This window comes from Moritella sp. JT01 (assembly GCF_001574435.1).
GTDB lineage: Bacteria > Pseudomonadota > Gammaproteobacteria > Enterobacterales > Moritellaceae > Moritella.
Genome location: NZ_LOCN01000011.1, coordinates 93987 through 118924, shown reverse-complemented (window position 1 = coordinate 118924; position 24938 = coordinate 93987). Strand labels below are relative to the sequence as shown.

At 41.3% G+C, this 24938-nt stretch carries 22 protein-coding genes; 14 read left to right on the top strand and 8 right to left on the bottom strand.

From position 1 onward, the window contains the following. Positions 1 to 8 precede the first annotated feature (8 nt). The 10 genes from murG (at position 9) to mutT (ending at position 12192) form a co-directional block, all read left to right on the top strand. Entirely contained in the window at positions 9 to 1067 is a 1059-nt protein-coding gene (gene murG, locus AKG98_RS11520) for an undecaprenyldiphospho-muramoylpentapeptide beta-N-acetylglucosaminyltransferase (protein ID WP_067045840.1), read from the top strand. A 9-nt stretch (positions 1068 to 1076) separates the two neighbouring features. Beyond that, on the top strand, positions 1077 to 2537 hold the full coding sequence (murC, locus tag AKG98_RS11515; RefSeq protein WP_198155513.1) for a UDP-N-acetylmuramate--L-alanine ligase: 1461 nt from the start codon (positions 1077 to 1079) through the stop codon (positions 2535 to 2537). Next, positions 2525 to 3463 carry a D-alanine--D-alanine ligase gene (locus AKG98_RS11510; protein WP_067045836.1) on the top strand — a complete coding sequence of 313 codons (939 nt, stop codon included), beginning with the start codon at positions 2525 to 2527 and terminating at the stop codon, positions 3461 to 3463. The genes murC and AKG98_RS11510 overlap by 13 nt, the downstream gene beginning before the upstream one ends. A 15-nt stretch (positions 3464 to 3478) precedes the next feature. Then, entirely contained in the window at positions 3479 to 4297 is an 819-nt protein-coding gene (locus AKG98_RS11505) for a cell division protein FtsQ/DivIB (RefSeq protein ID WP_067045834.1), read from the top strand. A 5-nt stretch (positions 4298 to 4302) separates the two neighbouring features. Next, positions 4303 to 5550 (top strand): cell division protein FtsA, encoded by a 1248-nt coding sequence (ftsA, locus tag AKG98_RS11500; RefSeq protein ID WP_067045832.1) that lies wholly within the window; start codon positions 4303 to 4305, stop codon positions 5548 to 5550. 29 nt (positions 5551 to 5579) lie between these two features. Then, positions 5580 to 6761, top strand: a complete 1182-nt coding sequence (gene ftsZ / locus AKG98_RS11495; protein WP_067045830.1) for a cell division protein FtsZ — start codon at positions 5580 to 5582, stop codon at positions 6759 to 6761. 167 nt (positions 6762 to 6928) lie between these two features. Next, positions 6929 to 7852 (top strand): UDP-3-O-acyl-N-acetylglucosamine deacetylase, encoded by a 924-nt coding sequence (gene lpxC, locus AKG98_RS11490; RefSeq protein WP_067045828.1) that lies wholly within the window; start codon positions 6929 to 6931, stop codon positions 7850 to 7852. Positions 7853 to 7990: 138 nt separating this feature from the next. Further along, complete coding sequence (locus tag AKG98_RS11485) at positions 7991 to 8893, top strand: M23 family metallopeptidase (protein ID WP_228140280.1); 903 nt, start codon at positions 7991 to 7993, stop codon at positions 8891 to 8893. Between the two features lie 46 nt (positions 8894 to 8939). Continuing rightward, the gene (secA, locus tag AKG98_RS11480; RefSeq protein WP_067045824.1) at positions 8940 to 11657 is read left to right on the top strand and encodes a preprotein translocase subunit SecA; all 2718 of its coding nucleotides are present in this window, start codon (positions 8940 to 8942) and stop codon (positions 11655 to 11657) included. 142 nt (positions 11658 to 11799) lie between these two features. Next, positions 11800 to 12192 carry an 8-oxo-dGTP diphosphatase MutT gene (gene mutT / locus AKG98_RS11475; protein WP_067045822.1) on the top strand — a complete coding sequence of 131 codons (393 nt, stop codon included), beginning with the start codon at positions 11800 to 11802 and terminating at the stop codon, positions 12190 to 12192. A 22-nt stretch (positions 12193 to 12214) separates the two neighbouring features. On the opposite strand, the gene yacG is transcribed toward mutT, so the two are convergent. The 8 genes from yacG to AKG98_RS11435 form a co-directional block, all read right to left on the bottom strand. Then, positions 12215 to 12406: a DNA gyrase inhibitor YacG gene (gene yacG / locus AKG98_RS11470; RefSeq protein ID WP_198155511.1), complete on the bottom strand. Its 192-nt coding sequence runs from the start codon at positions 12404 to 12406 to the stop codon at positions 12215 to 12217. Positions 12407 to 12432: 26 nt separating this feature from the next. Next, entirely contained in the window at positions 12433 to 13038 is a 606-nt protein-coding gene (gene coaE, locus AKG98_RS11465) for a dephospho-CoA kinase (RefSeq protein WP_067045818.1), read from the bottom strand. Between the two features lie 11 nt (positions 13039 to 13049). Beyond that, complete coding sequence (locus AKG98_RS11460; RefSeq protein WP_067045816.1) at positions 13050 to 13937, bottom strand: A24 family peptidase; 888 nt, start codon at positions 13935 to 13937, stop codon at positions 13050 to 13052. A 119-nt stretch (positions 13938 to 14056) separates the two neighbouring features. Beyond that, positions 14057 to 15307, bottom strand: a complete 1251-nt coding sequence (locus tag AKG98_RS11455) for a type II secretion system F family protein (RefSeq protein WP_067045815.1) — start codon at positions 15305 to 15307, stop codon at positions 14057 to 14059. 85 nt (positions 15308 to 15392) lie between these two features. Further along, the gene (gene pilB / locus AKG98_RS11450; protein ID WP_067045813.1) at positions 15393 to 17096 is read right to left on the bottom strand and encodes a type IV-A pilus assembly ATPase PilB; all 1704 of its coding nucleotides are present in this window, start codon (positions 17094 to 17096) and stop codon (positions 15393 to 15395) included. A 4-nt stretch (positions 17097 to 17100) separates the two neighbouring features. Then, positions 17101 to 17550 (bottom strand): prepilin-type N-terminal cleavage/methylation domain-containing protein, encoded by a 450-nt coding sequence (locus AKG98_RS22925; protein ID WP_067045811.1) that lies wholly within the window; start codon positions 17548 to 17550, stop codon positions 17101 to 17103. Positions 17551 to 17941: 391 nt separating this feature from the next. Further along, the gene (gene nadC / locus AKG98_RS11440) at positions 17942 to 18784 is read right to left on the bottom strand and encodes a carboxylating nicotinate-nucleotide diphosphorylase (RefSeq protein ID WP_067045809.1); all 843 of its coding nucleotides are present in this window, start codon (positions 18782 to 18784) and stop codon (positions 17942 to 17944) included. 24 nt (positions 18785 to 18808) lie between these two features. Continuing rightward, positions 18809 to 19315: a TIGR02281 family clan AA aspartic protease gene (locus AKG98_RS11435; RefSeq protein WP_067045808.1), complete on the bottom strand. Its 507-nt coding sequence runs from the start codon at positions 19313 to 19315 to the stop codon at positions 18809 to 18811. 144 nt (positions 19316 to 19459) lie between these two features. Here AKG98_RS11435 and ampD point away from each other — a divergent pair, with 144 nt between their 5' ends. From ampD to aceE, 4 genes are all read left to right on the top strand, one after another. Continuing rightward, a complete protein-coding gene (gene ampD / locus AKG98_RS11430) occupies positions 19460 to 20032 on the top strand; it encodes a 1,6-anhydro-N-acetylmuramyl-L-alanine amidase AmpD (RefSeq protein WP_198155499.1) in 573 nt (190 codons plus the stop codon). 1 nt (position 20033) lies between these two features. Next, positions 20034 to 20882: a regulatory signaling modulator protein AmpE gene (gene ampE, locus AKG98_RS11425; RefSeq protein WP_067045804.1), complete on the top strand. Its 849-nt coding sequence runs from the start codon at positions 20034 to 20036 to the stop codon at positions 20880 to 20882. Positions 20883 to 21423: 541 nt separating this feature from the next. Further along, positions 21424 to 22185 carry a pyruvate dehydrogenase complex transcriptional repressor PdhR gene (gene pdhR, locus AKG98_RS11420; protein WP_067045802.1) on the top strand — a complete coding sequence of 254 codons (762 nt, stop codon included), beginning with the start codon at positions 21424 to 21426 and terminating at the stop codon, positions 22183 to 22185. Between the two features lie 85 nt (positions 22186 to 22270). Next, positions 22271 to 24931 carry a pyruvate dehydrogenase (acetyl-transferring), homodimeric type gene (aceE, locus tag AKG98_RS11415; RefSeq protein WP_067045800.1) on the top strand — a complete coding sequence of 887 codons (2661 nt, stop codon included), beginning with the start codon at positions 22271 to 22273 and terminating at the stop codon, positions 24929 to 24931. The last annotated feature ends 7 nt before the right edge of the window (positions 24932 to 24938 follow it).

Below are 24938 nucleotides of genomic sequence, written 5' to 3'. Positions count from 1 at the left end.
ATAATATTATGACAAAACGTTTATTAGTGATGGCTGGTGGTACTGGCGGTCACGTATTTCCTGGTATTGCGGTAGCAAAATATTTAGAACAGCAGGGCTGGGCGATTCATTGGATTGGTACTGCGGATCGTATGGAAGCCGATTTAGTCCCACAACATGGTTTTGATATTTCATTCATTGATATTTCAGGGGTGCGTGGTAACGGGTTTAAGCGTTTATGCCTTGCTCCATTTCGAATTTTAAAATCCGTGTTACAGGCACGTAAAGTGATGAAAAACTTCAAACCTGATGTTGTTTTAGGGATGGGTGGTTTTGCTAGTGGGCCGGGTGGCGTAGCGGCTTGGTTACAAGGTATTCCTGTTGTATTGCATGAGCAAAATGCGGCGGCAGGTCTCACTAACCGCCTATTAGCTAAAATTGCTAAACGTGTACTAATGGCCTTTCCTGGTGCGTTTGCTCAGGGTCTGTTGGTTGGCAATCCAGTACGTGAAGATGTGCTGGCTTTACATGCACAACCACACGTGAGCACAGATAAGCTGACGGTATTGGTTGTTGGTGGTAGCTTAGGTGCAAAAGTATTAAATGAAACGTTACCGGCAGCACTGGCGCTATTACCCCAAGATAAAATTAGTATCCGCCATCAGGTGGGTAAAAATAATAGTACTGCGGTGAATGTTGCTTATCAGTCCGTAGGTGTTACAGCTGACATTAAAGTCACTGATTTTATTGATGACATGGCGCAAGCTTATCATCAAGCTGATGTGGTAGTGTGTCGTGCTGGCGCGTTGACGGTGTCAGAGGTGGCAGTTGCAGGGCTACCCGCTATTTTTATTCCATTACCACATGCAGTGGATGATCATCAGACTAAAAATGCCCAATCATTGGTACAAGCAGGTGGCGCGGTATTGATACCACAAAGCCAATTAAATGCCGTGGATTTAGCCAAATTATTACAGCAATGGATTGACGATGAAGTACAACTTGTTGCTATGTCAAATGCAGCCAAAAGTACTGCCATTCTAGATGCAACTGAGCAGGTCGCAAATGCCTGTTCAGCGTTAAGTTAAGAGAGATAGATAATGCCTGAACAAAAGATCGCACAACTAAGAACGATAGTGCCAGAGATGCGTCGAGTGAAAACTATTCATTTTGTTGGCATCGGTGGTGCTGGCATGGGTGGGATCGCCGAAGTATTAGCGAACGAAGGTTACCAGATCACGGGTTCTGACCTCGCGCCTAATCCAGTGACTGAACGTTTAGTAAAATTAGGTGCAAAAATTAATTTTGAGCATAAAGCGGAAAATGTACTTAATGCTAGCGTAGTGGTGGTCTCAACGGCTATCGACCTCTCTAATCCTGAAATTATGGCTGCACATGAAAATCGTATTCCTGTGATTAAACGTGCTGAAATGCTAGCTGAATTAATGCGTTTTCGTCATGGTATTGCGATTTCTGGTACGCATGGTAAAACATCGACTACAGCGTTAGTGACAGGTATTTATCATCAAGCAGGCTTAGATCCTACATTTGTTAATGGTGGATTAGTGAAGAGCACTGGCACTAATGCGGGTTTAGGAAAAAGTCGCTATCTGATTGCTGAAGCAGATGAAAGTGATGCATCATTCTTATTACTGCAGCCGATGGTTGCCGTCGTGACGAACATCGAAGCTGACCATATGGATACGTATGGTGGTGACTTTGCTAGATTAGAAAAAACCTTTATGGATTTTCTGCATAATTTGCCATTTTACGGTTTAGCTGTGATGTGCGCCGATGATGCTGTTATTGAAAAGTTGATCCCAGACATAGGTCGTCAGGTCGTGACTTATGGTTTCTCTGAAAATGCCGATGTACGTATTATTGATTATGTGCAGAAAGGCCATAAAAGTCACTTTACTATTTGTCGTAAAGATCGCAATGATTTACGTGTTAGCTTGAATTCTCCGGGTCAGCATAATGCCTTAAATGCGACAGCTGCAGTAGCCGTCGCAACTGAAGATGGCATTGATGATAGCGCTATTATTACCGCGCTCGCTAACTTTGCGGGTACTGGTCGACGTTTTGATCATCTTGGTGAATTTGATTCAGGTGCAGGTAATGTGATGTTGGTTGATGATTATGGTCATCACCCGACCGAGGTTGATGTTACTATTACTGCCGCACGTGCAGGTTGGCCTGAAAAACGTTTGGTTTCGGTATTCCAACCACATCGTTATACCCGTACCCGTGATTTGTATGAAGATTTTGCAAACGTGTTATCAAAGGTTGATCTGTTATTTTTATTAGAAGTATATCCGGCAGGTGAAGAACCCATTCCTGGTGCTGATAGTCGCTCATTATGTCGTAGTATTAGACAACGTGGCAATATTGAACCAATTTTTGTTTCTAGTCCTGATGAAATTCCAGCCATTTTAGCTGAGCATTTACAAGACGGTGACTTGGTATTAACCCAAGGTGCTGGTAATGTGGGTACGCTTGCTAAGGAACTGGCGGCAATGGAAATGAATATTAGTACGATGAAAAAATGGAAGAAGTAATCATGAGCGTAACAAGTACTAAAAAAGTAGCGGTATTATTTGGTGGACATTCTGCCGAACGTGAAGTTTCACTAAGATCGGGTATCGCAGTCACAGCAGGTTTACAACGTGCAGGTGTTGATGCGCATGCTTTAGATACCGCTGAATACGATGTTAGTCAACTGAGAGGTGATGGTTTCACCCATGCGTTTATTGCACTACATGGCCGCGGTGGCGAAGACGGTGTGATGCAAGGTGCGTTAGAGCAGCTTGCCATTCCTTATACCGGTAGCCGGGTTTTAGGCGCGGCATTAGCGATGGATAAGATCCGTACTAAACAAATTTGGCAGTCTCAAGGTTTACCGACGGCGCTTTATCGCATTGTTACACCAAATCATTTTGATAATGCGATAGCAAGCGATATTATTGCGGATCTTGGTTCTCCGGTAATGATTAAACCAGCGAAAGAAGGCTCTAGTATCGGGATGGCAAAAGTGCATAACGTAGCGGAATTAGAAACGGCAGTCATGGCTGCGTTTGAGTATGATAATGAGATCTTAATTGAGCAATGGATTGAAGGAGCTGAATTCACCGTTGCGATCTTAGGTGATGAAGTGTTGCCAGTTATTCAGCTTAAAACGCCAAATACGTTTTATGATTACCAAGCGAAGTACCAATCAAATACCACTGAATACTTGTGTCCAGCCCCCATTACAGATGAACAACGCCAGCAACTCCAAGCTTATGCATTAAAAGCATTTCGTGCAGTATCCGCAGAGGGGTGGGGTCGTGTTGATGCAATGTTGGATGCACAGGGCCAGTTTCAATTATTGGAAGTTAATACAGTACCGGGCATGACTGAAAAAAGTTTAGTGCCAATGGCAGCCAACGCTGCTGGGTATAACTTCGAGAGTTTAGTTTCTAAAGTATTAGCGCTCGCGCATTAATAAACGTATCTTGATATGACTGCTGTTATTCCAACACCGAAACATGACGCCGTAGAGGATAGTATCTACGCGCTTACCGAACTTGAGATTCAAGCGGATGAATCCTGCGCCGAAGAATTAGACCCGTCACACTTAAAACGAGGTTTAGGTCTATTTTTCTTTTTTATGGTGGTAGTATTTTTTAGTTGGATGTTTAGCAGTATGGAAGCATACCTGACCGATGCTAGTAAAATGCCAATGTCAGCACTTATTATTCAAGGTGAACGTGATTATGTCAGTGATGATGATATTCGCGTTGTATTGTTACAAAAACCGGCAATAGAAAATTATTTTTCGGTGAATGTTGATGATATTCAAAAGAAAATTGAATCTTTACCTTGGGTTTATCATGCGTCGATACGTAAAAGTTGGCCGGATTTATTACGTGTGTATATTCAAGAACAACCCGTCGTTGCAGTGTGGAATGATACGCAGTTATTGAACGAAGATGGGATAGTGTTTGATGCAGATATCAATCGTGCACCAAAATCATTAGTGAAACTTTATAGCCCGAGTGATAGAATCAAACAAGCATTGGCTAAATATAACGAATTCAATGGATTGCTGCAGCTTAATAATTATCAAATAGATGCGATGACGCTGAATTTACGTAATGCAATAACGGTTGTATTAAGTAATGGTATAATGCTGCGTTTAGGACGAGAAAATGCGATATCACGGATTCAGCGCTATATCGATTACGTTGCAGTATTAGACAAAGAAAAAATAGCCTATATAGATTTACGTTACGATACAGGTTTCTCAGTTGGCTGGAAAAATGACAAGAAAGAGTAATGATAATGACTAAGTCGATGGAACGAAGATTAATTGTAGGTTTAGATGTCGGCACATCAAAAATTGCCGTTGTTGTTGGTGAGTTATTACCTGACGGTGAACTGAACATTATCGGTTTAGGAACAAGTGCATCGAGAGGAATGGATAAAGGGGGTGTAAACGACCTAGAGTCTGTTGTTAAAGCCGTTCAACGTGCAAAACAAGAAGCCGAAATGATGGCGGATATGAAAATATCTTCTGTCTACCTGAGTATTTCAGGTAAACATATTAGCAGCCAAGATGAAATTGGCATGGTGGCAATCTCTGAAGATGAAGTCACACAAGATGATGTAGATAATGTGATCTACACCGCAAGGTCTGTGCGAATTCGTGATGAACATCGAATTCTACATGTAATTCCGCAAGAATATGCTATTGATTATCAAGAACGCATTAAAAATCCTGTTGGTTTATCCGGTGTTAGGATGAAAGCAAAGGTACATTTGATCACCTGTCACAATGATATGGCAAAAAATATTGTAAAATGTGCTGAGCGTTGTGAACTGCAAGTGGATAAATTAATTTTTTCTGCTCTAGCATCAAGTTATGCCGTTGTTACCGATGATGAAAAAGAACTCGGTGTATGTGTTGTCGATATTGGCGGTGGCACGATTGATATCGCCGTATTTTATGATGGTTCATTACGTCATACATCGGTATTTTCGTATGCAGGTAATGCAGTTACTAGTGATATTGCGTATGCATTTGGTACCCCTCCTGCAGACGCAGAAGAGATTAAAGTTAACTTTGGTTGTGCGCATGCTAAGTTGTTACAACGTGATGATACCATCGAAGTTGCAAGTGTCGGTGGACGACCATCGCGTACTTTACAGCGACAAACACTTGCAGAAGTGATCGAACCTCGATATTCTGAACTATTCGGGATGGTTGAAGCTGAATTAAAAACTATTTTAGAGACATTAAAACTGGAAAAATTGGCGGCGGGCATTGTTCTTACTGGTGGCGCGGCACAAATTGAAGGTTTAGTTGAATGTGCAGAAAGCGTATTTAACTCACAAGTTAGAATAGGTATCCCATTAAATATAAATGGATTAACTGAATATGTAAATACACCAGTGTATTCAACAGCGGTTGGCTTACTTCAGTTTGGTAAAGAACAGCAGTTCGAACCAACAACAGACGTAGTCGTAGAACGGAACAATTGTAATCAGTTACTTAAAAAAATAATGAGCTGGTTCAAAGGCGGGTTTTAAAACCCTATAAGATTTTTGGAGAAATTACCATGTTTGAACTACTAGATGATAGTCACGATGAAGCTGTCATTAAAGTCATTGGTGTTGGTGGTGGCGGCGGTAACGCTGTTGATCACATGGTCAGTGAAACAATTGAAGGTGTTGAATTCATAGTCGTCAATACGGATGCACAAGCATTACGTAATTCAGCCGCTGGATCTGTTATTCAAATCGGTAACACTATCACTAAAGGCTTAGGCGCGGGCGCAAACCCAACGGTAGGTCGTGAAGCTGCAATGGAAGATCGCGATACTATTCGTGAACACCTGCAAGGTTCTGATATGATCTTTATTGCTGCGGGTATGGGCGGTGGTACAGGTACAGGTGCAGCTCCGGTTGTTGCTGAAATTGCTAAAGAATTGGGGATTTTAACGGTAGCTGTAGTCACTAAACCTTTTTCGTTTGAAGGTAAGCGTCGCTTGAATTATGCACAAGCTGGTATCGATGCATTAAGTGAACAAGTTGATTCTTTGATTACAATACCTAACGACAAATTATTGAAAGTATTGGGTCGTGGTGTCAGTTTATTAGATGCATTTAAAGCGGCCAATAACGTATTACTTGGTGCTGTACAAGGTATTGCGGAACTCATTACGCGTCCGGGTCTAATCAACGTGGATTTCGCCGATGTTCGCACAGTCATGAGTGAAATGGGTACTGCAATGATGGGTACCGGTGTTGCTTCTGGTGAAGATCGAGCTGCAGAAGCCGCAGAAGCTGCTATCTCAAGCCCGTTACTTGATGATGTCGATTTAGCGGGTGCTCGGGGTATTCTGGTTAATATTACTGCTGGCCTCGATATCAACATCGAAGAATTCGAAACAGTGGGTAATTCAATTAAAGCGTTTGCTTCTGATAATGCAACGGTTGTTGTGGGTGCGGTAATTGACCCTGAAATGACGGATGAATTGCGTGTAACTGTAGTTGTTACGGGTATCGGCGCTGAAAACAAACCCGATATTACTTTAGTTCCAACACCAGCTAAAAAAGCAGAAGAAGCGAAAGCTGAATCGATACGCGTTGAAGAAACCGTTAAAGCGACAGTGATGTCTGCCGATAACCAAGTAGATGTGCAGAAAGTTGCTGTTGGTGAAAGTAATACGACAACCGCAATGAAAAGTGAACCGGATTATTTAGATATTCCAGCGTTCTTACGTCGCCAAGCTGACTAATACTTTATTGTATTATAGCTAGAATATGATTCAGTCTTACGGTTTTTTTAGCGTAAAGACTGAATTATATAAGAAGTGTTTGGACTGGTGATTTTGCATTTCCAGTAGGGCTGTGGTAAATTACCCGGCCTCGCGTTGGAGTGTGGGATTTAAATAGGGTAACATTAATGATTAAGCAAAGAACATTAAAACAAGCAGTACGTGGTACCGGCATCGGTCTGCATTCTGGCAACAAGGTTACCCTTAATCTTCGTCCAGCGGCAGCGAATACCGGTATTATTTATCGTCGTATCGATCTTGATCCAGTTGTTGATTTCAAAGCATCTGCAGACATGGTGAAAGACACGATGTTATGTACTTGTCTAATCAACGAAGATGGTCACCGTATTTCGACCGTAGAGCATCTAAATGCGGCCTTAGCAGGTCTCGGCATTGATAATATTATTATTGAAGTCGATGCGGCTGAAATTCCAATTATGGATGGCAGTGCAAGTCCTTTTATTTTCTTACTGCAAAGTGCGGGAATCGAAGAGCTAAACTGCGCTAAGAAATTTATTAAGATCAAACAAGCTATACGTGTTGAAGATGGTGATAAATGGGCTGAATTTTTACCGTCGAACCATGGTTTTATTATGGATTTACGTATTGAATTTGATCATCCTGTATTTGAAGGTCAAAACCAACATATTCGAGCAGATTTTTCGGGTGATTGGTTCCATCAAGAAATCAGCCGAGCACGTACTTTTGGCTTTATGAAAGACATTGAATATCTTCAATCACAAAACCTTGCACTGGGCGGTAGCCTAGAGAACGCCATTGTGATCGATGAGTTCCGTATTTTAAATGATGACGGTTTACGTTATGAAGATGAATTCGTGAAACATAAAGTACTTGATGCTGTCGGTGACCTGTACTTATCAGGTCATTCAATCCTAGGTGAGTTTAGAGCATTTAAAACTGGCCACGGCATGAATAATTTATTGCTAAGAGCATTACTTGCTAATCAAGAAGCATGGGAATTCACCACTGTAGCTGAAGCCCAAGATGCGCCAATTCGTTGGTTAGAACCAAGTTTAGAACTGGCGTTATAATCTAATCAAATCGGTTTGGTATCTCGGAACTGAGTGAGTTAGTTCGCTCTGAGATAAATACAGATAGAATTTTGGCATCAAATTGTTTATATTTAGTGTCACAAATTCATCAGTTAATAAAAGATTATGAGCGTTACAGTGACTTACTCGAATGGTAAACATAACCATTCTAAATTATTTAACATCTACTTTTTAATATTTGCATTAATAGCTGTTATTGCCATCTCGATCACGTCTTCTTGGTTTCTCTATTCAAATTTCTCTTCCCAAGCTATACAACTTAAGATTGCGAAAACGCAACAGAAATATCAGCAACAAGCAGATGAAGTTCTTGCGCTACGTCAAGAAACTGATTTGAAAATCGCCGTATTTGCGAGTAAAGTTGGCATGATGCAAGCCGAGGTTAACCGTTTGAGTTTATTAGGTGATGAATTGGCTAAAAATGCCAGTTTAACGCGTGGTGAATTTGATTTTAACCTAAAACCTGCAATCGGCGGTCCGATTGATACAGATTCAAGTTATGCTGTTGATTTACAAGCCTTGCTCGAAGAGATGGATTTATTGTCGTTTGAAGTAAATAATCGCTCCCAACAACTATCGCTACTTGAAACTATGCTATTGAATCACAATATAACTGATGAGGCTGTTTTATCTGGACGTCCAGTTATTCAACGTGGTTCTTGGTTATCGTCCAATTACGGCGTGCGTAAAGACCCTTTTACAGGGCGAGCGACTATGCATAAGGGGATTGATTTTGCAGGCAATAATGGCATGCATATTATTGCAACGGGTGCTGGAGTGGTAACCTGGTCTGGAAGACGTTCGGGTTATGGGCTATTAATCGAAATTAACCACGGAAATGGTCTGTCGTCACGTTATGCCCATGCTAAAGAGCTCATCGCAAAAGAAGGCGATGTTGTTGGCAAGGGGCAAACTATTGCTATTATGGGGAGTTCAGGGCGCTCTACTGGACCTCATGTGCACTACGAAGTGCTAAAATCGGGACGACAAGTCGATCCTAAACGCTATGTTTATCGCTAAAATGCTTTAAATTTCAAATAGATTCACAATAACTTTTGGTCATAAAATGTTAACTAATATAATTACAAAAATAGTCGGTAGCCGCAATGACCGCATTTTAAAAAAATTGCATAAAGTTGTAAAACAGGTCAATCAATTAGAAGCTGATTTTGAAGTATTATCAGATGCAGAATTAAAAGCAAAAACAGTTGATTTTCAACAGCGTGTAGCTGCCGGTGAATCACTTGATAGCATTTTAGCTGAAGCATTCGCGGTTGTTCGTGAAGGTTCTAAACGTGTATTTGGCATGCGCCATTTCGATGTGCAGTTACTTGGTGGTATGGTTTTAAATAATAATCAGATTGCCGAAATGCGTACGGGTGAAGGTAAAACTCTAACCGCTACATTACCAGCCTATTTAAATGCATTAACAGGTAAAGGTGTACATATTATTACGGTGAATGATTACCTTGCTGCACGTGATGCGGAATGGAATCGTGAACTGTTTGAATTTTTAGGTCTAACCGTTGGCCTTAACGTTTCAGGCATGGATAACATGGCTAAACGTGACGCGTATGCTGCAGATGTTACTTACGGCACCAATAATGAATTTGGGTTTGATTATCTGCGTGACAACATGGCGTTTGAACCGCAACAGCGTGTTATGCGTCCGTTATATTACGCAGTAATCGATGAAGTGGATTCAATCTTAATTGATGAAGCGCGTACCCCGCTTATCATTTCTGGTCCTGCAGACGATAGTTCAGAGCTATATACTAAGATCAACACCATCATTCCACTGCTAGAGCAGCAAGAACAAGAAGATACCGAAGAATATACCGGTGATGGTCATTTCACAGTCGATGAAAAAAACAAACAAGTATTACTGACTGAAAATGGTCAGATTAAAGTTGAAGAAATGCTTAAAGAGCGTGGCTTATTAAGCGAAGAGGACAATTTATTCTCTGCGGCAAATATTTCATTACTACATCACATTAATGCGGCATTACGTGCACATACGTTATTTGAAAAAGACGTTGATTATATTGTGAGTGATGAAGGCGAGATTGTTATTGTTGACGAACATACGGGCCGTACTATGCCTGGACGTCGCTGGTCTGAAGGTTTACATCAAGCGGTAGAAGCGCGCGAAGGTGTTAAAATTCAAAATGAAAACCAAACATTAGCCTCTATTACGTTCCAGAATTACTTCCGTATGTATGAAAAACTATCGGGTATGACTGGTACGGCTGATACTGAAGCATTTGAATTCCAATCTATCTATAGCCTCGAAACAGTGGTAGTGCCAACCAATAAACCAATGACTCGTAAAGACTTTGGTGATCTGGTTTATCTGACGGCTGGTGAGAAGCATGTTGCGATCATTGAAGATATCAAAGATTGTGTTGAAAGACAGCAACCCGTGCTAGTGGGTACTGTATCCATCGAGAGCTCTGAACTACTTTCTAAATTATTGAAAAAAGACAAAATTAAACATAACGTATTGAATGCTAAGTTCCATGAACGTGAAGCTGAAATTGTTGCAGATGCAGGCCGTTCAGGTGCCGTTACTATTGCAACGAATATGGCCGGTCGTGGTACCGATATCGTGTTAGGTGGTAACTGGCAGACAGACATTGATAAGCTGAAAAACCCAACTGAAGCGCAAATTGCACATATCAAATCGGAATGGCAAGGTCGCCATGATGCGGTATTGACTGCGGGTGGTTTACATATTATTGGTACAGAACGTCATGAATCACGTCGTATTGATAATCAATTACGTGGTCGTTCTGGTCGTCAAGGTGATGCGGGTTCTACACGTTTCTATCTGTCAATGACCGATCCGCTAATGCGTATTTTTACATCAGACCGTATTACGGGGATGATGAAAAAACTGGGTATGGAAGAAGGCGAAGCGATTGAGCATAAGTGGGTAACACGCGCGATCGAAAACGCACAACGTAAAGTTGAAGGCCGTAACTTCGATATTCGTAAATCGTTACTTGAATTCGATGACGTCGCTAATGACCAGCGTAAAGTGGTTTATGAGCAACGTAATGAATTAATGGAAGCGGAAGATATCAGCGAAACGATGGTTGTGATCCGTGAGGACGTGATCAACGCGGTAATGGATGCTTATATTCCACCACAATCATTACATGAAATGTGGGATATTTCAGGTTTAGAGCAGCGTTTACGTGCTGATTTCATGCTTGAACTGCCAATCCAGCAATGGTTAGATGATGATACTAAGTTATACGAAGAGAAGATTCGTGAACGTATCATGACTGCAGCTAAAGAAGCTTACACAGCGAAAGAAGATGCAGTTGGCGCGCAAGTGATCCGTCAGTTTGAAAAAGCAGTGATGCTACAAACGTTGGATAGCTTATGGAAAGAGCATTTAGCGGCGATGGACCATTTACGTCAAGGTATTCACTTACGTGGTTATGCACAGAAAAATCCGAAACAAGAATACAAGCGTGAATCGTTTGAACTGTTTACGGAAATGTTAGAAAATCTAAAATCAGATGTGGTGGGCGTTATTTCTAAAGTGCAGGTACAAGCACCAGAAGACGTTGAAGCCGTTGAAGCACAGCGTCGTCGTAGTGAATCATTACCACACAATATGAGTCATGCAACCGCTGAAAACCAGCTTGCTGGTGCATCGGCAACGCCAGATGCTGAAACATTTGTGCGTCAAGGCCAAAAAGTAGGCCGTAATGATCCTTGTCCTTGTGGCTCAGGCGCTAAGTTCAAACAGTGTCATGGTAAATTAACTTAATAGCGATATATTACGATTAGCTATTGTTAACACTGGTTATTAATTAAGATTGAAAGCGCTAGAGCAGTAATGTTTTAGCGCTTTTTGTTAAGTGCGATTAATTACTATTTTTTAAGTTCGCTAGAAAGAAGAGAAAACATCAATGAAAGTCGTTCATGTCGCCGCCGGTATTATCGTTCGTGGCCAACAAGTATTTATCAGTAAGCGTAGCTCAGCGCAGCACCAAGGTGATAAGTGGGAATTTCCGGGTGGTAAGGTAGAGTCTGGTGAATCTGTGCTTGAGGCGTTAACCAGAGAGCTGAAAGAAGAAGTTAACCTTGATGTGATTAATGCGCAGGCATTTCACCAGTTAGAATTTGATTATGGTGATAAAATCGTGCAATTAGATTTCTATCTTGTCGATAAGTTTGAGGGTGTAGGTAAAGGACTTGAAGGGCAACAAACGGCTTGGGTAAATATGAGTGAGTTAGCGGATTATAATTTCCCCGCGGCGAATCAAGTGATAGTTGAAATGTTAATGACTCAGTTTGCCTGAGCCATTACGGTAAGGTCACGACTTAATCGAATTCGTAACCTTTAGGCTGTAATTCTTGTGGCGCTACATCGTCACCTGGAATGGCGCGTTCTTGATTTGCCCATTCGCCAAGATCAATCAGTTTGCAGCGTTCACAACAAAACGGGCGAAATTCGCTAGTGGCAACCCATTCAACAGGCTTTTGACAGGTTGGGCAATTTACTTGCATAGTGATTTCCTAAATATACAGAGCTTAAGGCTTTAGTCTGCCATGGCTGCAGTGGCTAACTCAAGAAATTTCTGATGTAAGACGCCAACATCCTGCACAAGCTGTTGGCGATCGTTATTCACTACCACCGAATCTGCTGCTGCTAGGCGCTGCTCACGAGTAGCCTGTGATTTTAATATCGCATGCGCTTGTTGTAGTGATACCTTATCCCTCGCCATCGTACGGTCGATTTGCACTTGTTCTTCCACATCAACAACCAGAACGTGATTGCATAACGTGGTGAGGTTGTTTTCAATTAATAATGGCACCACTAACAAAGTATAAGGTGATTTACTGGCGGCTAGCTGCGCTAATAATTCAGCGCGGATCATGGGATGTAATAAGTTATTTAACCATTGCTTATTGGCGTTATCAGAAAATATTTTTTCACGTAATAAGGCGCGATTTAAACTGCCATCATCCAGTAATATCTGTTCACCAAAATGAGCGCTAATCTGTTTTAATCCATTACTGCCAATTGCCACCACTTCCCTGGCAACGATATCTGCATCGACTAAATTAATCCCTTCGCTCTCGATTAGATCGGCAACGGTTGTTTTACCTGATGCGATACCGCCTGTTAATCCAACTACATACATGAATCTCTACCTTAATAAATAAAATTGGATAGATAGAAATCAACGAGTTGATCACCCCAAATAAGATACAGCCAACCTGCAATCGCCAGATAAGGACCAAATGGAATAGGGTTACCTTGGGTATGTTTTTTTAACAGGATTTGACTAATACCTATGATAGCGCCAGCAAATGATGAGAGTAATACAATCGCTAAAATTGACTGCCAGCCGAACCATGCGCCAAAAGCGGCTAATAGTTTGAAGTCACCATAACCCATACCTTCTTTACCGGTCAGTAATTTAAATCCCCAATAAACAGTCCAGAGAGATAGATAACCAACGATAGCACCGATGATCGCATCAGAAGGGGTGACCCAAGCGTAGTTGACGTTGAGCAGTAAGCCTAACCATAACAAGGGTAATGTCATTTGATCGGGTAGTAACATTTTATCGATATCGATAAAAGTTAGCGCGACTAAACACCAAGTCAGTAATAATGCTCCCGCTAATTGGATACCGTAGGGAATGTATAAGGCCACAACAAGAGATAGCAAACCGGTTAGTAGTTCAATACTGGGATAACGCGCCGAAATGGGGTTCGCACAACTGCTGCACTTTCCGCGCAATACTAACCAGCTGATCACGGGAATGTTTTCTAATGCGGTTATTTGATGATCACATTTAGGACAAGCAGAGCGGGGTAATAATAAATTGAATTTAGTTGTTTCAGGCTCTGGTTTTGCTGTCTTGCATTCTTCATCAAAGTAAACTGTGCATTCTTGCTTCCATTCACGCTCCATCATGATAGGTAAACGGTAAATGACCACATTTAAGAAACTACCAACGAGTAGGCCAAGTAAGGTAGCGAATAACCATAATAGCCAAGGATAGAGTTGAAAGAGAAGCGCTAAGTCTTGCATGTAAATTACCTGTACCGAATCAAATTGATAGATAAATATTAATTGAAATAAGATGATAACAAACCCACCACAGAAAAGCTGTTAAAGCTTGCTATCAAAATAACACGGGTCGATATTTACTACATAATACTGCCCATTTCAAAGATAGGTAAATACATGGCAATAACGAGGCCGCCGATGACTACACCTAATACCACCATTATCATGGGTTCGATTAAACTGGTTAAGCCATCGACCGCATCATCGACTTGTTGTTCATAAATATGGGCGACTTTCGCCAACATATCATCAAGCGAGCCTGACTCTTCACCGATCATCACCATTTGCGTAACCATATCAGGAAATAAATTGGTTGAGCGCATGGCGATATGCATTTGTAATCCGGCGATCACTTCATTACGCATATTCATCACCGCATTTTTATACACAATATTACCCGATGCACCAGCTGCTGACGTTAATGAATCGACAAGTGGAATACCGGCGGCAAAGGTTGTTGAAAGGGTTCTAGCAAAACGCGCCATCGCCCCTTTGTGTATAATTGGCCCAATGGCTGGTATGTTGAGAATACTACGTTCAGTCATGTGCTTAACTTTGATTGAGCGTTTATTGGCTCTAAGGTAAATAAACGGTAATCCAAATAATATCCCGATCACCAAATACCAAAATTGGCTAACAAAGTCAGAAATAGACAAGACGAACAGTGTGAAAGGGGGAAGCTCTGCTCCAAAACCAGCGAAAATACTTTTAAATTGCGGGATCACATAGAGTAATAAAATAAGTGTCACGACAGCTGCCACGGCGAGTACCATAGTTGGATATAACATGGCTTTTTTAATCTTAGATTTGAGAGCTTCGGATTTTTCTTTATAAGTCGCGATACGATCATAAATACTGTCTAATGAACCAGATTGCTCACCGGCGCTAATAAGATCACAATATAAGTCATCAAAATAAAGAGGGTGTTTACGTAATGCATCAGAAAGCGGAGTACCCGTCGCTACTTCCGCTGCAACCTCACCAATTAACGCGCGCATGGAAGCGTTATCATTACTGCGAGCTATAATCTCTAAACTCTGTACGAGCGGTACGCCAGCGCTAAGCATGGTTGAAATTTGTCGTGAAATAACCGCAATGTCCATCGGTTTTATTTTAGCCGTGGCTTTGGAAAATAAGCCCGTTGATTTGCGATTGGCTTTTAATACATTAATGCCTTGGCGGCGTAACTCAACTTTTAAGTTACTGATGCTTTCTGCTTGCATTTCACCGCGGACTTTTTTACCTTTGCGGTTAACGCCTTGCCAGTTATAGGGATAGCGTTTTTTGACTGTCGATGTGCTGCGATTGGCTTTTTTAGTTACTGCGACCATGATGCTATCCTTAGCTGATGGTGTGAGATACGATCCTTTTTATACAGAGGACTATTTTTTATTACTGATCGTGAGTCATTGAGCTCTAATGATTAGTGATACGTTCAACCTCAAGTAAACTGGTCACGCCGTCGATCACTTTTTTCAAGGCCGATTGGCGTAATGTATTCATGCCTTCTTGCTGCGCTTGTTCGCTGAGTTCAAGCGAGTTACTGCCAGTTAATATCATACGTGCGATCTTATCTGACATTGGCATGACTTCGTAGATCCCCACACGCCCTTTATAACCTTTAGTACATTGGTTACAACCGATGGCTTTAAATGAAGTGATCCCATCATTGATTTGTTGCTGGCTAAAACCGAGTTTGGCTAATTCGATAGCGGGTATGTCTTCGGGCTGCTTACACTCACTGCAAAGGCGACGACCAAGCCGTTGGGCGATGATCAAGCTGACGGATGAGGCAATATTATAAGCGGGAACTCCCATGTTGGATAACCGTGTGAGGGTCTCTGCCGCGGAGTTGGTATGCAGTGTTGATAATACTAAATGACCCGTTTGGGCTGCCTTGATCGAAATTTCGGCTGTTTCTATATCGCGGATCTCACCAACCATGACCACATCCGGGTCTTGGCGTAAGAATGATCGCAGTGCAGTGGGGAAAGTCAGTCCTGCTTTCAGATTGATCTGGACTTGATTGATACCAGTTAAATTGATCTCGATAGGATCTTCGGCTGTGGAGATGTTGCGTTCCACGGTATTGAGAATATTGAGGCCACTGTATAAAGACACTGTTTTACCACTGCCTGTTGGGCCAGTGATCAAGATCATGCCCTGTGGTTTTTGTAAGGCTTTAAGGTAAAGTTCTTTTTGTTTATCATCATAACCGAGAATATCAATGTTAAGACTCGCTTGGTTAGAATCTAAGATCCGCATCACCACCTTTTCACCCCACATGGTGGGCAGGGTGCTAACACGTAGATCAATGGACTTGTTTTTGGATAATTTTAATTTGATACGGCCATCTTGTGGCACTCTACGCTCGGCAATATCTAATTGCGCCATGACTTTTAAGCGCGCAGAAAAACGCATGGCTAAGTTAACAGGTGGCGATACCATCTCATGTAAGATACCGTCGATACGAAAACGCACTCGGTATTTGAATTCATACGGTTCGAAATGAATATCCGATGCGCCTTTTTTAATTGCATCGAGTAAGATCTTATTGACGAATTTAACAATCGGGGCGTCGTCAGCACCGTTGTTATTTTCTTGTTCTAGGCGTGATTCGTTGTTATCAACTTCTAAATCATCAATGCTGGCATCATTCAGATCACCAAGGGCATCAATATCACTTTCGAGTACAATCTCTAAGGCTTTTTGTAATTGCACTTCATCAACTAAGAGTACTTCGGTATGCAGACTGAAGCTAAAAGAGAACTCCTCTAATGCGGTGACATTGGTTGGATCTGACATCGCCAGATATAAAGTTTGTCCCTGCACGTAGATAGGTAACGCATGGTGTTTCTCGATTAATTTGCCATTCAGCAGGTTATCGGGAATTTCTTCCAGTTTAAAGGTATCTAAATCGAGTAGGGGAACGCCGTATTCGCGCTCTAGTAATTGCGCTAAGGTTTGGCTGTCGATGATGTTATTGTCGACGAGATAGGTAGTGAAGGCTTTACCTTCCTGTTTGGCGCTTTGCAGAAGTTGTTGAATCTCTTCTGTGGCGAGGTATGAATGTGCGACCAGGCTGTGAGCCAGGCCGCTAGCGTTATGCTTGTGTGGCATTAAATTAACATAATGCAGCTGCTACACATGTAGAGCTTTCATCTAACTTCCAAGTGACAAGTCCGGTGCTAAGTTCTGTTCCAACCATAGCATGCGTTACTCCTTTGAAAACAGAACCCACAGTTGTGGTTGTGGTAACTGTTACTGTTTTCAGTGGTGTTTCAGTAAAGGTAGTTTCAACTTTATCGATTATAGCTGTATCAAATGAATTGAGTAGAATGGCATCGGCTTGGCTTGCACAGACTTCAGCTGTTCGATTTGTTGTTTGGAAGCATTCGACCACTTGATCTTTTGGTAGTCCTGTTGTACTAACAACTTCTACAAATTGCGCTTTAGCCATATATTTTTGGTAAGAGGGTATGCCTACGCCAGCTAAAATAGCCACAATCGCGACTACGATCATCAATTCAATTAACGTAAAACCTTGTTGTTGTGCTTTCTGTTGTACTCTCATTTTTTATATCCTTATAAAATTAGCTAATAGTCCTTTAGTCATCAAATGGTATGAGATACCCGATGAGTTGATTTATTTAAACCTCTATTTAACATTTTGTATACAAGTATTTAACGATCGAGATCAAGTTATAAGACAACACGTCAAAATAACCTATTGATTTATTGATATATAATTATCTTGTACTAAGGGTTTTGTAGTTGGAATTAAGTAATTTAAAAGCTATTTATAGATGAATAACTAAAATGAGGGTTATTATGCAGTGGTTAATTTTATTCTACTTGGCTCTACTAGAAAATAAAAAAGCACTACCCTAATGAGATAGTGCTTAGAGGCTTAATTGGGACTTTGTCATTAATTCTATTATTTAGTGATTATTATGTAGTAACGGCTATTTAATAAAACGCATCGACAGGTCGGTTGCTTGTACGTGTTTTGTTAGTGCCCCTACCGAGATAAAATCAACACCGGTTGCGGCAAAGCTTGCAAGCGTCGCAATGGTTACATTACCAGAGACTTCTAATTTTGCTTTACCTTGGTTTAATTCAACCGCTGCACGCATCATTGGAATATCAAAGTTATCGAGCATCACGATGTCAGCACCGGCATCTAACGCTTGTTGCAATTCCGCCAGACTTTCGGTTTCAACTTCAACAGGTTTACCTGGTTGCAACTCTTTAGCTTTAGCGATGGCGTTTTCAATACCGCCACAGGCCATGATGTGGTTTTCTTTAATCAGGTAAGCATCGAACAGACCGATACGGTGGTTTTTACCGCCGCCACACGTGACTGCGTATTTTTGAGCGAAGCGTAAACCCGGAATCGTTTTACGGGTATCGAGTAACTGGCATTGAGTACCAGCAAGTTGGTCTACATATTCTTTGGTTAATGTGGCAACACCAGATAATGTTTGTACAAAGTTGAGTGCATTACGCTCACCCGTTAATAATGTACGGGCAGGACCTTCTAGCGTAAATAGTGTTTGATCTGCAGCGACTAAGTCTCCATCAGCAACAAACCAAGTGACAGTCACTGTGTCACCCAGCTGGTGGAATACTTCATCAACCCAGGCTTTACCACAAAATACCGCTTGTTCACGGCTGATCACTTTGGCTTTAGCTTGTGTTTCTGCTGCGATTAAGTTTGCCGTGATATCACCTTCCGCCACACTTTGACCACCAAGGTCTTCTGCTAATGCAGTGCTGACTGCGCGGCGTATTTCTTGTTGTAACATAATAATTCCTAGGTCGATTAAAAACTAATACTCACTTAAGGTGAGGGTTTTGCCTTGCTGGACTAATTTAACTTGTTTTAATGCATTCATACCAAGCAGAATAGTATCACCTTGCATGTAGGGATTGATATTCGCACTGAGGTCATAGAGCGTAAGTTCACCCACAGATAAGCTGTCGAGACGTGTCGAAAATACTTCAATCACGCCATTAGCAGTATTCACTGATTGACTATAACCCGCGGTAAGCCCGATCTGTTTCGCGATTGCTGCTGGTATCGAAACCTGTGTGGCGCCCGTATCGAGTAAAAATTTTACCTGATAACCATTTATATAACCATTAGTAACATAGTGGCCAGCACGATTTTGTTGCAGCATGACGACTGCATTGCCATTTTTTTTATAGCTTTCTGGTCGGGTATTGGGATTTTCTTGCTTGGCTAAATAATTATTAAAAAATAGAGTCATAATGATTAACCCACTGATCCAGGCGATGTAAGTCATGGTTTTGGCGATTTTTTGATTTCCATCCATTGTCTTTCTCCGTGATGAGTGTGTTAATTTATTCGTTTTGTATTTTACTGGCTCTGCTATGTTATTGCTAACGATATCATTGTAAAGTGGAGCAATTGTGAAGAGTCGTCTTGAATAGCAGTCACTCGATTATAGTCAGAAGGTATGAACAGCGTGACAAACAGGCAATCAAGCTCAGGGTTATTGGCAAGTGCACATTTTTTGTCATCACCGCATTTTGATGATCGTCCGCCGAAGGCTGATATTGATTTACTGGTTATTCATTGTATCAGTTTACCACCGGAACAATACGGTGCAGAGTATGTCGAAGATTTTTTTCTTGGTAAACTCGATTGTAGCTTACACCCTTATTTTCAACAGTTAGAATCAGTGCAGGTATCGGCGCATGTATATATTAAGCGTGATGGCCAATTGATTCAGTTTGTGCCTTTGGATAAACGCGCTTGGCACGCTGGATTATCTGAGTTTGCAGGTAAATCGCGGTGTAATGATTTCTCTATTGGTATTGAACTGGAAGGGGATGTTAATCATCTTTATACACCTGCGCAGTATCAGTGTTTAGCGACCGTCACAGCGGACATCCAGCAACGTTACCCTTTAATTACCTTGGACCGCATTACTGGTCATAGCGATATAGCCCCTGTGCGTAAAGATGATCCCGGTCCGAATTTTGACTGGCAGCATTATTTTGCATGTTTAAATTCGAAGGATAATTAATATGGCTTTAATATCTTTGCTGCTCGCATTACTCATTGAACGTGTGGTGCATTTGAGTGCTAAGTTACAATTGGATAATGTCTTGCAGCGCTACCTTTATCCTTTATTACCCTCATTTATTAACCAAGGTCTGTTTGGAACCTTAGTTATTATTACGTTGCCGACAGCGGTTATGTATAGCTTATTAGATGCTATTTCAGGTTTATATTATGGTGCTTTTACGGTACTCGCTTGGCTTATACTGTTATTAATGAGCTTTGGTGGCAGTGACTATCGCCGTGATTATCGTCAGTACTTAAAAGCATTAAGTCGTAATGATTTAGAAGCGAAAGGTATGTATGCCGGATGTTTGGATGTAAATAGCGAACGTTTTTGCGCAAAATTACTGACAGAAGCGGTTGCCCAACAACTAGTCTGGATTAATTATCGTTTTTATTTTGCCGTGATCTTTTATTTTGTGGTGGCAGGTCCCGTAGGTTTAACTATGTATGTAGTGGCTCGTAGTTATCATAAATATATTATTCAGCATCATAGTAAGCAATTAAACCGTAGTGGTATTCACCGCGTTATGCGTGTCGTTGATTGGTTACCAGCACGCTTAACCATGTTTGGTTATGCAGTGGTCGCAGAAGAGCAGGCTGCTTTACCTCAGAGCTTACGTAGTTGGCGTGATTTATCAACACCGGAGTTTGATTTGCTAGGGAAAGTCGTTTGCCTAGCGAGTAAAGCGAACGTGACAACAGATAAGTGTTATGACTATACCTGTTATTTAGTGCAACTGGCCAAACGTAACATTATCTTTTTTTTGACCATCATTTCTCTCCTTACCATTAACGGTACGCTTTACTAGCTGAGGCATGGTACTTAAGCAAAGTTATTAACGAGTCTTAGTTTTGACAGATACGTTAATGACTTTGATTACACTATGTCGTTTGTTTTCTTCTTTCCTTCACATTATTTTTCATGGCATATGTATCGGCGGCGTATCAGTATTTAACTGTTTACCAAGATGCTCTTATCTCGTTTAATCCTTGTTATATCTTTATTTTTCATTTTATCCTTGGGCTTTTTTAGACCGGCTATTTAAGAGCTAAAGAGCCGTATTATGTGGTAAGACCAATGTGTCATCTGTATTACTTTTGGGGTACTGAATTACCTGCTAATATTGAGCTGGTAGTTATTTAAACTGCCTTGAATACGTATTCCCATGTCTTTATGCTTTGTTTATCCGGTTACTCAGATGGATTTATACTGCCTATTTTGATTTAAACTCTATAAATACGAACAAAACTGTCTATTTTTAATGACAATCGAACGTGGTTTTGGTAAATTGTCATGACTTAATATTAAATTGGTCAGACCAATTTACCACTGGTCATTTTGAGGTTCACATGGTCTATCGAAAAATTCAGCCGCCGAAGTTGTCCGATGCGATTGCAGAGCAACTAGAGCAAATGATTTTGGAAGGTAGTTTAGAATCCGGCCAGCGCTTATCTTCAGAGCGTGATTTAGCCCTACAGCTAGGGGTATCTCGCCCGACTGTACGCGATGCAATTTTACGGTTAGAAAGCAAAGGTTTATTGGAGCGTCGTCAAGGACGTGGTACATGGGTGAAAAAGGTCATGGACCAAACGCTGATGGAACCACTGTTTCAATTATTGACGACACACCCAGAAGCGCAATTAGACCTATTAGAATTTCGTCATGCGTTGGAAGGTATTTCAGCGTATTACGCGGCGTTGCGTGGTACTGAAACCGACTTTCAACAATTACGCGTTGCGCTTGATGCAGTGACAGCGTCTGAATTAGCACATGACCCGCAGCTACAGGCGCAAGCAGTCAGTGCGTTTAATATTGCGGTCACCGCTGCATCACACAATATAGTGTTGTTACATCTTCTGCGTGGGTTGAATCCATTATTAGAAGATAACATCTGCCAAAATTTTAGGTTGTTGGAAAAGCGTCAAGGTGTAGTTGAACAAATTAGCCAACACCGTGGTGATATGCTCACTGCAATTCTTAACCGACAACCAGAAACCGCCAGAGAAGCATGTCATGCCCATCTGGCTTATATCGAGCAAGCATTGCTCGATATTGGGCGTGAGGATAGTCGTATCAGCCGAGCGACACGCCGCATAAAACAGGCTAAATAGTATTAATAATGAATATGCTTAAACATAAAATATGTTTAAGAATATTTCTTTAATGTTGTAGAGATCTAATAGTAAGGAATCTCAAATGTCCGACATCTTAAAGCATGATATAGATCCTATCGAAACGAATGAATGGTTTGAGTCAATTGAATCAGTTATCCGTGAAGAAGGTCTTGAGCGCGCACAGTATTTGTTAGAAAAAGTAATTGCAAAAGCACATCAAGAAGGTATTGAAATAGGTCAAGGTGGTATCACTACCGATTATATCAATAGCATCCGTACTGAAGACCAGCCTGCATATCCAGGTGACGAAAAACTAGAACGTCGTATCCGTTCGATTATCCGCTGGAATGCGTTAATGATCGTACTGCGTGCGTCGAAAAAAGAATTAGATTTGGGTGGCCATATGGCGTCATTCCAATCATCTGCTGCACTTTATGATGTATGTTTCAATCACTTTTTCCGTGCACCTACTGAAAAAGATGGTGGTGATTTAATTTATTACCAAGGTCATATTTCTCCTGGTATTTACGCGCGTTCATTTGTTGAAGGTCGTCTAACTGCAGAACAGCTAGATAATTTCCGTCAAGAAGTGGATGGTAAAGGTATCCCGTCATACCCACATCCTAAGTTGATGCCTGAATACTGGCAGTTCCCTACAGTATCTATGGGTCTTGGTCCATTTTCTGCTATCTATCAAGCACGTTTCTTGAAATACCTAGATGGCCGTGGTCTAAAACAAACTGAAGATCAAACTGTATACGCTTTCCTAGGTGATGGCGAGATGGATGAACCTGAGTCACGCGGCGCATTATCATTTGCTGCTCGTGAAGGTTTAGACAACTTAGTATTCGTTATTAACTGTAACCTACAGCGCCTAGACGGTCCTGTTATGGGTAACGGTAAGATCATTCAAGAGCTTGAAGGCGTGTTTAAAGGCGCAGGCTGGAATGTGATTAAAGTTATCTGGGGTGAAGAGTGGGATGAACTTCTTGCTAAAGACACGTCTGGTAAACTTCTACAGTTAATGAATGAAACTGTGGATGGTGATTACCAAACGCTGAAAGCTAAAGGTGGCGCTTATGTACGTGAGCAATTCTTTGGTCGTTACCCTGAAACTGCTGAATTAGTTAAAGACATGACTGATGATGAGATCTACGCACTTAAGCGTGGTGGTCATTCTACCAGTAAACTTTACGCTGCATATGCACAAGCACAAGCGACAGTTGGTAAGCCTACTGTGATCCTAGCTAAAACTGTAAAAGGTTATGGTATGGGTGAAGCTGCAGAAGGTAAAAATATCGCGCACGGCGTGAAAAAAATGAAATCGGATGTACTTAAGCAGTTCCGTGATCGTTTCGATGTACCAGTTGCAGATGAAGACTTATTAAATCTTCCATATGTGACGATAGAAGAAGGTACGCCTGAGCATGAGTATCTGCATGCTCGTCGTAAAGAACTGAATGGTTATTTACCACAGCGTAAGCCAACTTTCTCTGGTGAACTAGTAATTCCTGAAGTTGATGATTTTGCAGCACTACTCGGTGCTCAAAAGCGTGAAATTTCTACAACGATGGCTTATGTTCGTGCATTGAACGTGTTACTTAAGCATAAAGGTATTGGCAAAAATGTAGTACCTATTATTGCTGATGAAGCGCGTACATTTGGTATGGAAGGTCTATTCCGTCAAGTGGGTATCTATAATCCGAAAGGCCAGATATATACACCTCAAGACAGAGACCTTGTTTCTTATTATAAAGAATCAACGAGTGGTCAAGTACTACAAGAAGGTATCAACGAACTTGGTGCAATGTCTTCTTGGGTTGCGGCTGCAACATCATACAGTACCAATGATCTACCGATGATCCCATTCTACATCTATTATTCAATGTTTGGTTTCCAACGTATCGGTGACACAGCATGGATGGCAGGTGATCAACAGTCTCGTGGTTTCCTATTAGGTGCTACAGCTGGTCGTACAACATTGAATGGTGAAGGTCTTCAACATGAAGATGGTCACAGCTTAATTCAAGCAGGTCTAGTACCTAACTGTGTGGCATATGACCCAACATTCGCTTACGAAGTAGCTATTATCTTACAAGACGGTATCCGTCGTATGTATGGTAAAGATCAAGAAAACATCTTCTACTATGTAACGCTAATGAACGAAAACTATGCGCATCCTGCTATGCCTGAAGGTGCCGAAGACGGTATCCGTAAAGGTATGTATAAGCTAGAAACTTATACTGGCGATAAAGCAAAAGTACAATTATTAAGTTCAGGTACTATCATGATACAAGTTCGCGAAGCGGCTCGTATCTTAAGTGAAGACTATGGTATTGGTTCTGATGTTTTCGCTGTAACTTCATTTAATGAACTTGCTCGTGATGGTCAAGATGTTGAACGTTTCAACATGTTACATCCGGAAGCTGAGAAAAAAGTACCTTATATCACTAGCTTAATGGGTGATGCTCCAGCGATTGCTGCGACTGACTACATGAAGAGTTATTCTGATCAAGTACGTGCTTATGTTCCAACGTCATACAAAGTACTTGGTACTGACGGTTTTGGTCGTTCAGACAGCCGTGCAAACTTACGTCGTCATTTCGAAGTTAACGCGCAATACGTAGTTGTTGCAGCATTATCTGAATTAGTGAAGAAAGGCGAACTTGAAAATCAAGTTGTTGTTGATGCAATTGCAAAATATGACATCGACGCTGATAAATTAAACCCTCTATACGCATAAGGCATAA

Coding starts and splice junctions, on each gene's coding strand:
- murG (WP_067045840.1), top strand. CDS start 9: ATGACAAAACGTTTATTAGTGATGGCTGGTGGTACTGGCGGTCACGTA.
- AKG98_RS11510 (WP_067045836.1), top strand. CDS start 2,525: ATGGAAGAAGTAATCATGAGCGTAACAAGTACTAAAAAAGTAGCGGTA.
- AKG98_RS11505 (WP_067045834.1), top strand. CDS start 3,479: ATGACTGCTGTTATTCCAACACCGAAACATGACGCCGTAGAGGATAGT.
- ftsA (WP_067045832.1), top strand. CDS start 4,303: ATGACTAAGTCGATGGAACGAAGATTAATTGTAGGTTTAGATGTCGGC.
- ftsZ (WP_067045830.1), top strand. CDS start 5,580: ATGTTTGAACTACTAGATGATAGTCACGATGAAGCTGTCATTAAAGTC.
- lpxC (WP_067045828.1), top strand. CDS start 6,929: ATGATTAAGCAAAGAACATTAAAACAAGCAGTACGTGGTACCGGCATC.
- secA (WP_067045824.1), top strand. CDS start 8,940: ATGTTAACTAATATAATTACAAAAATAGTCGGTAGCCGCAATGACCGC.
- mutT (WP_067045822.1), top strand. CDS start 11,800: ATGAAAGTCGTTCATGTCGCCGCCGGTATTATCGTTCGTGGCCAACAA.
- coaE (WP_067045818.1), bottom strand. CDS start 13,038: ATGTATGTAGTTGGATTAACAGGCGGTATCGCATCAGGTAAAACAACC.
- AKG98_RS11460 (WP_067045816.1), bottom strand. CDS start 13,937: ATGCAAGACTTAGCGCTTCTCTTTCAACTCTATCCTTGGCTATTATGG.
- AKG98_RS11455 (WP_067045815.1), bottom strand. CDS start 15,307: ATGGTCGCAGTAACTAAAAAAGCCAATCGCAGCACATCGACAGTCAAA.
- pilB (WP_067045813.1), bottom strand. CDS start 17,096: ATGCCACACAAGCATAACGCTAGCGGCCTGGCTCACAGCCTGGTCGCA.
- AKG98_RS22925 (WP_067045811.1), bottom strand. CDS start 17,550: ATGAGAGTACAACAGAAAGCACAACAACAAGGTTTTACGTTAATTGAA.
- nadC (WP_067045809.1), bottom strand. CDS start 18,784: ATGTTACAACAAGAAATACGCCGCGCAGTCAGCACTGCATTAGCAGAA.
- AKG98_RS11435 (WP_067045808.1), bottom strand. CDS start 19,315: ATGGATGGAAATCAAAAAATCGCCAAAACCATGACTTACATCGCCTGG.
- ampD (WP_198155499.1), top strand. CDS start 19,460: ATGAACAGCGTGACAAACAGGCAATCAAGCTCAGGGTTATTGGCAAGT.
- ampE (WP_067045804.1), top strand. CDS start 20,034: ATGGCTTTAATATCTTTGCTGCTCGCATTACTCATTGAACGTGTGGTG.
- pdhR (WP_067045802.1), top strand. CDS start 21,424: ATGGTCTATCGAAAAATTCAGCCGCCGAAGTTGTCCGATGCGATTGCA.
- aceE (WP_067045800.1), top strand. CDS start 22,271: ATGTCCGACATCTTAAAGCATGATATAGATCCTATCGAAACGAATGAA.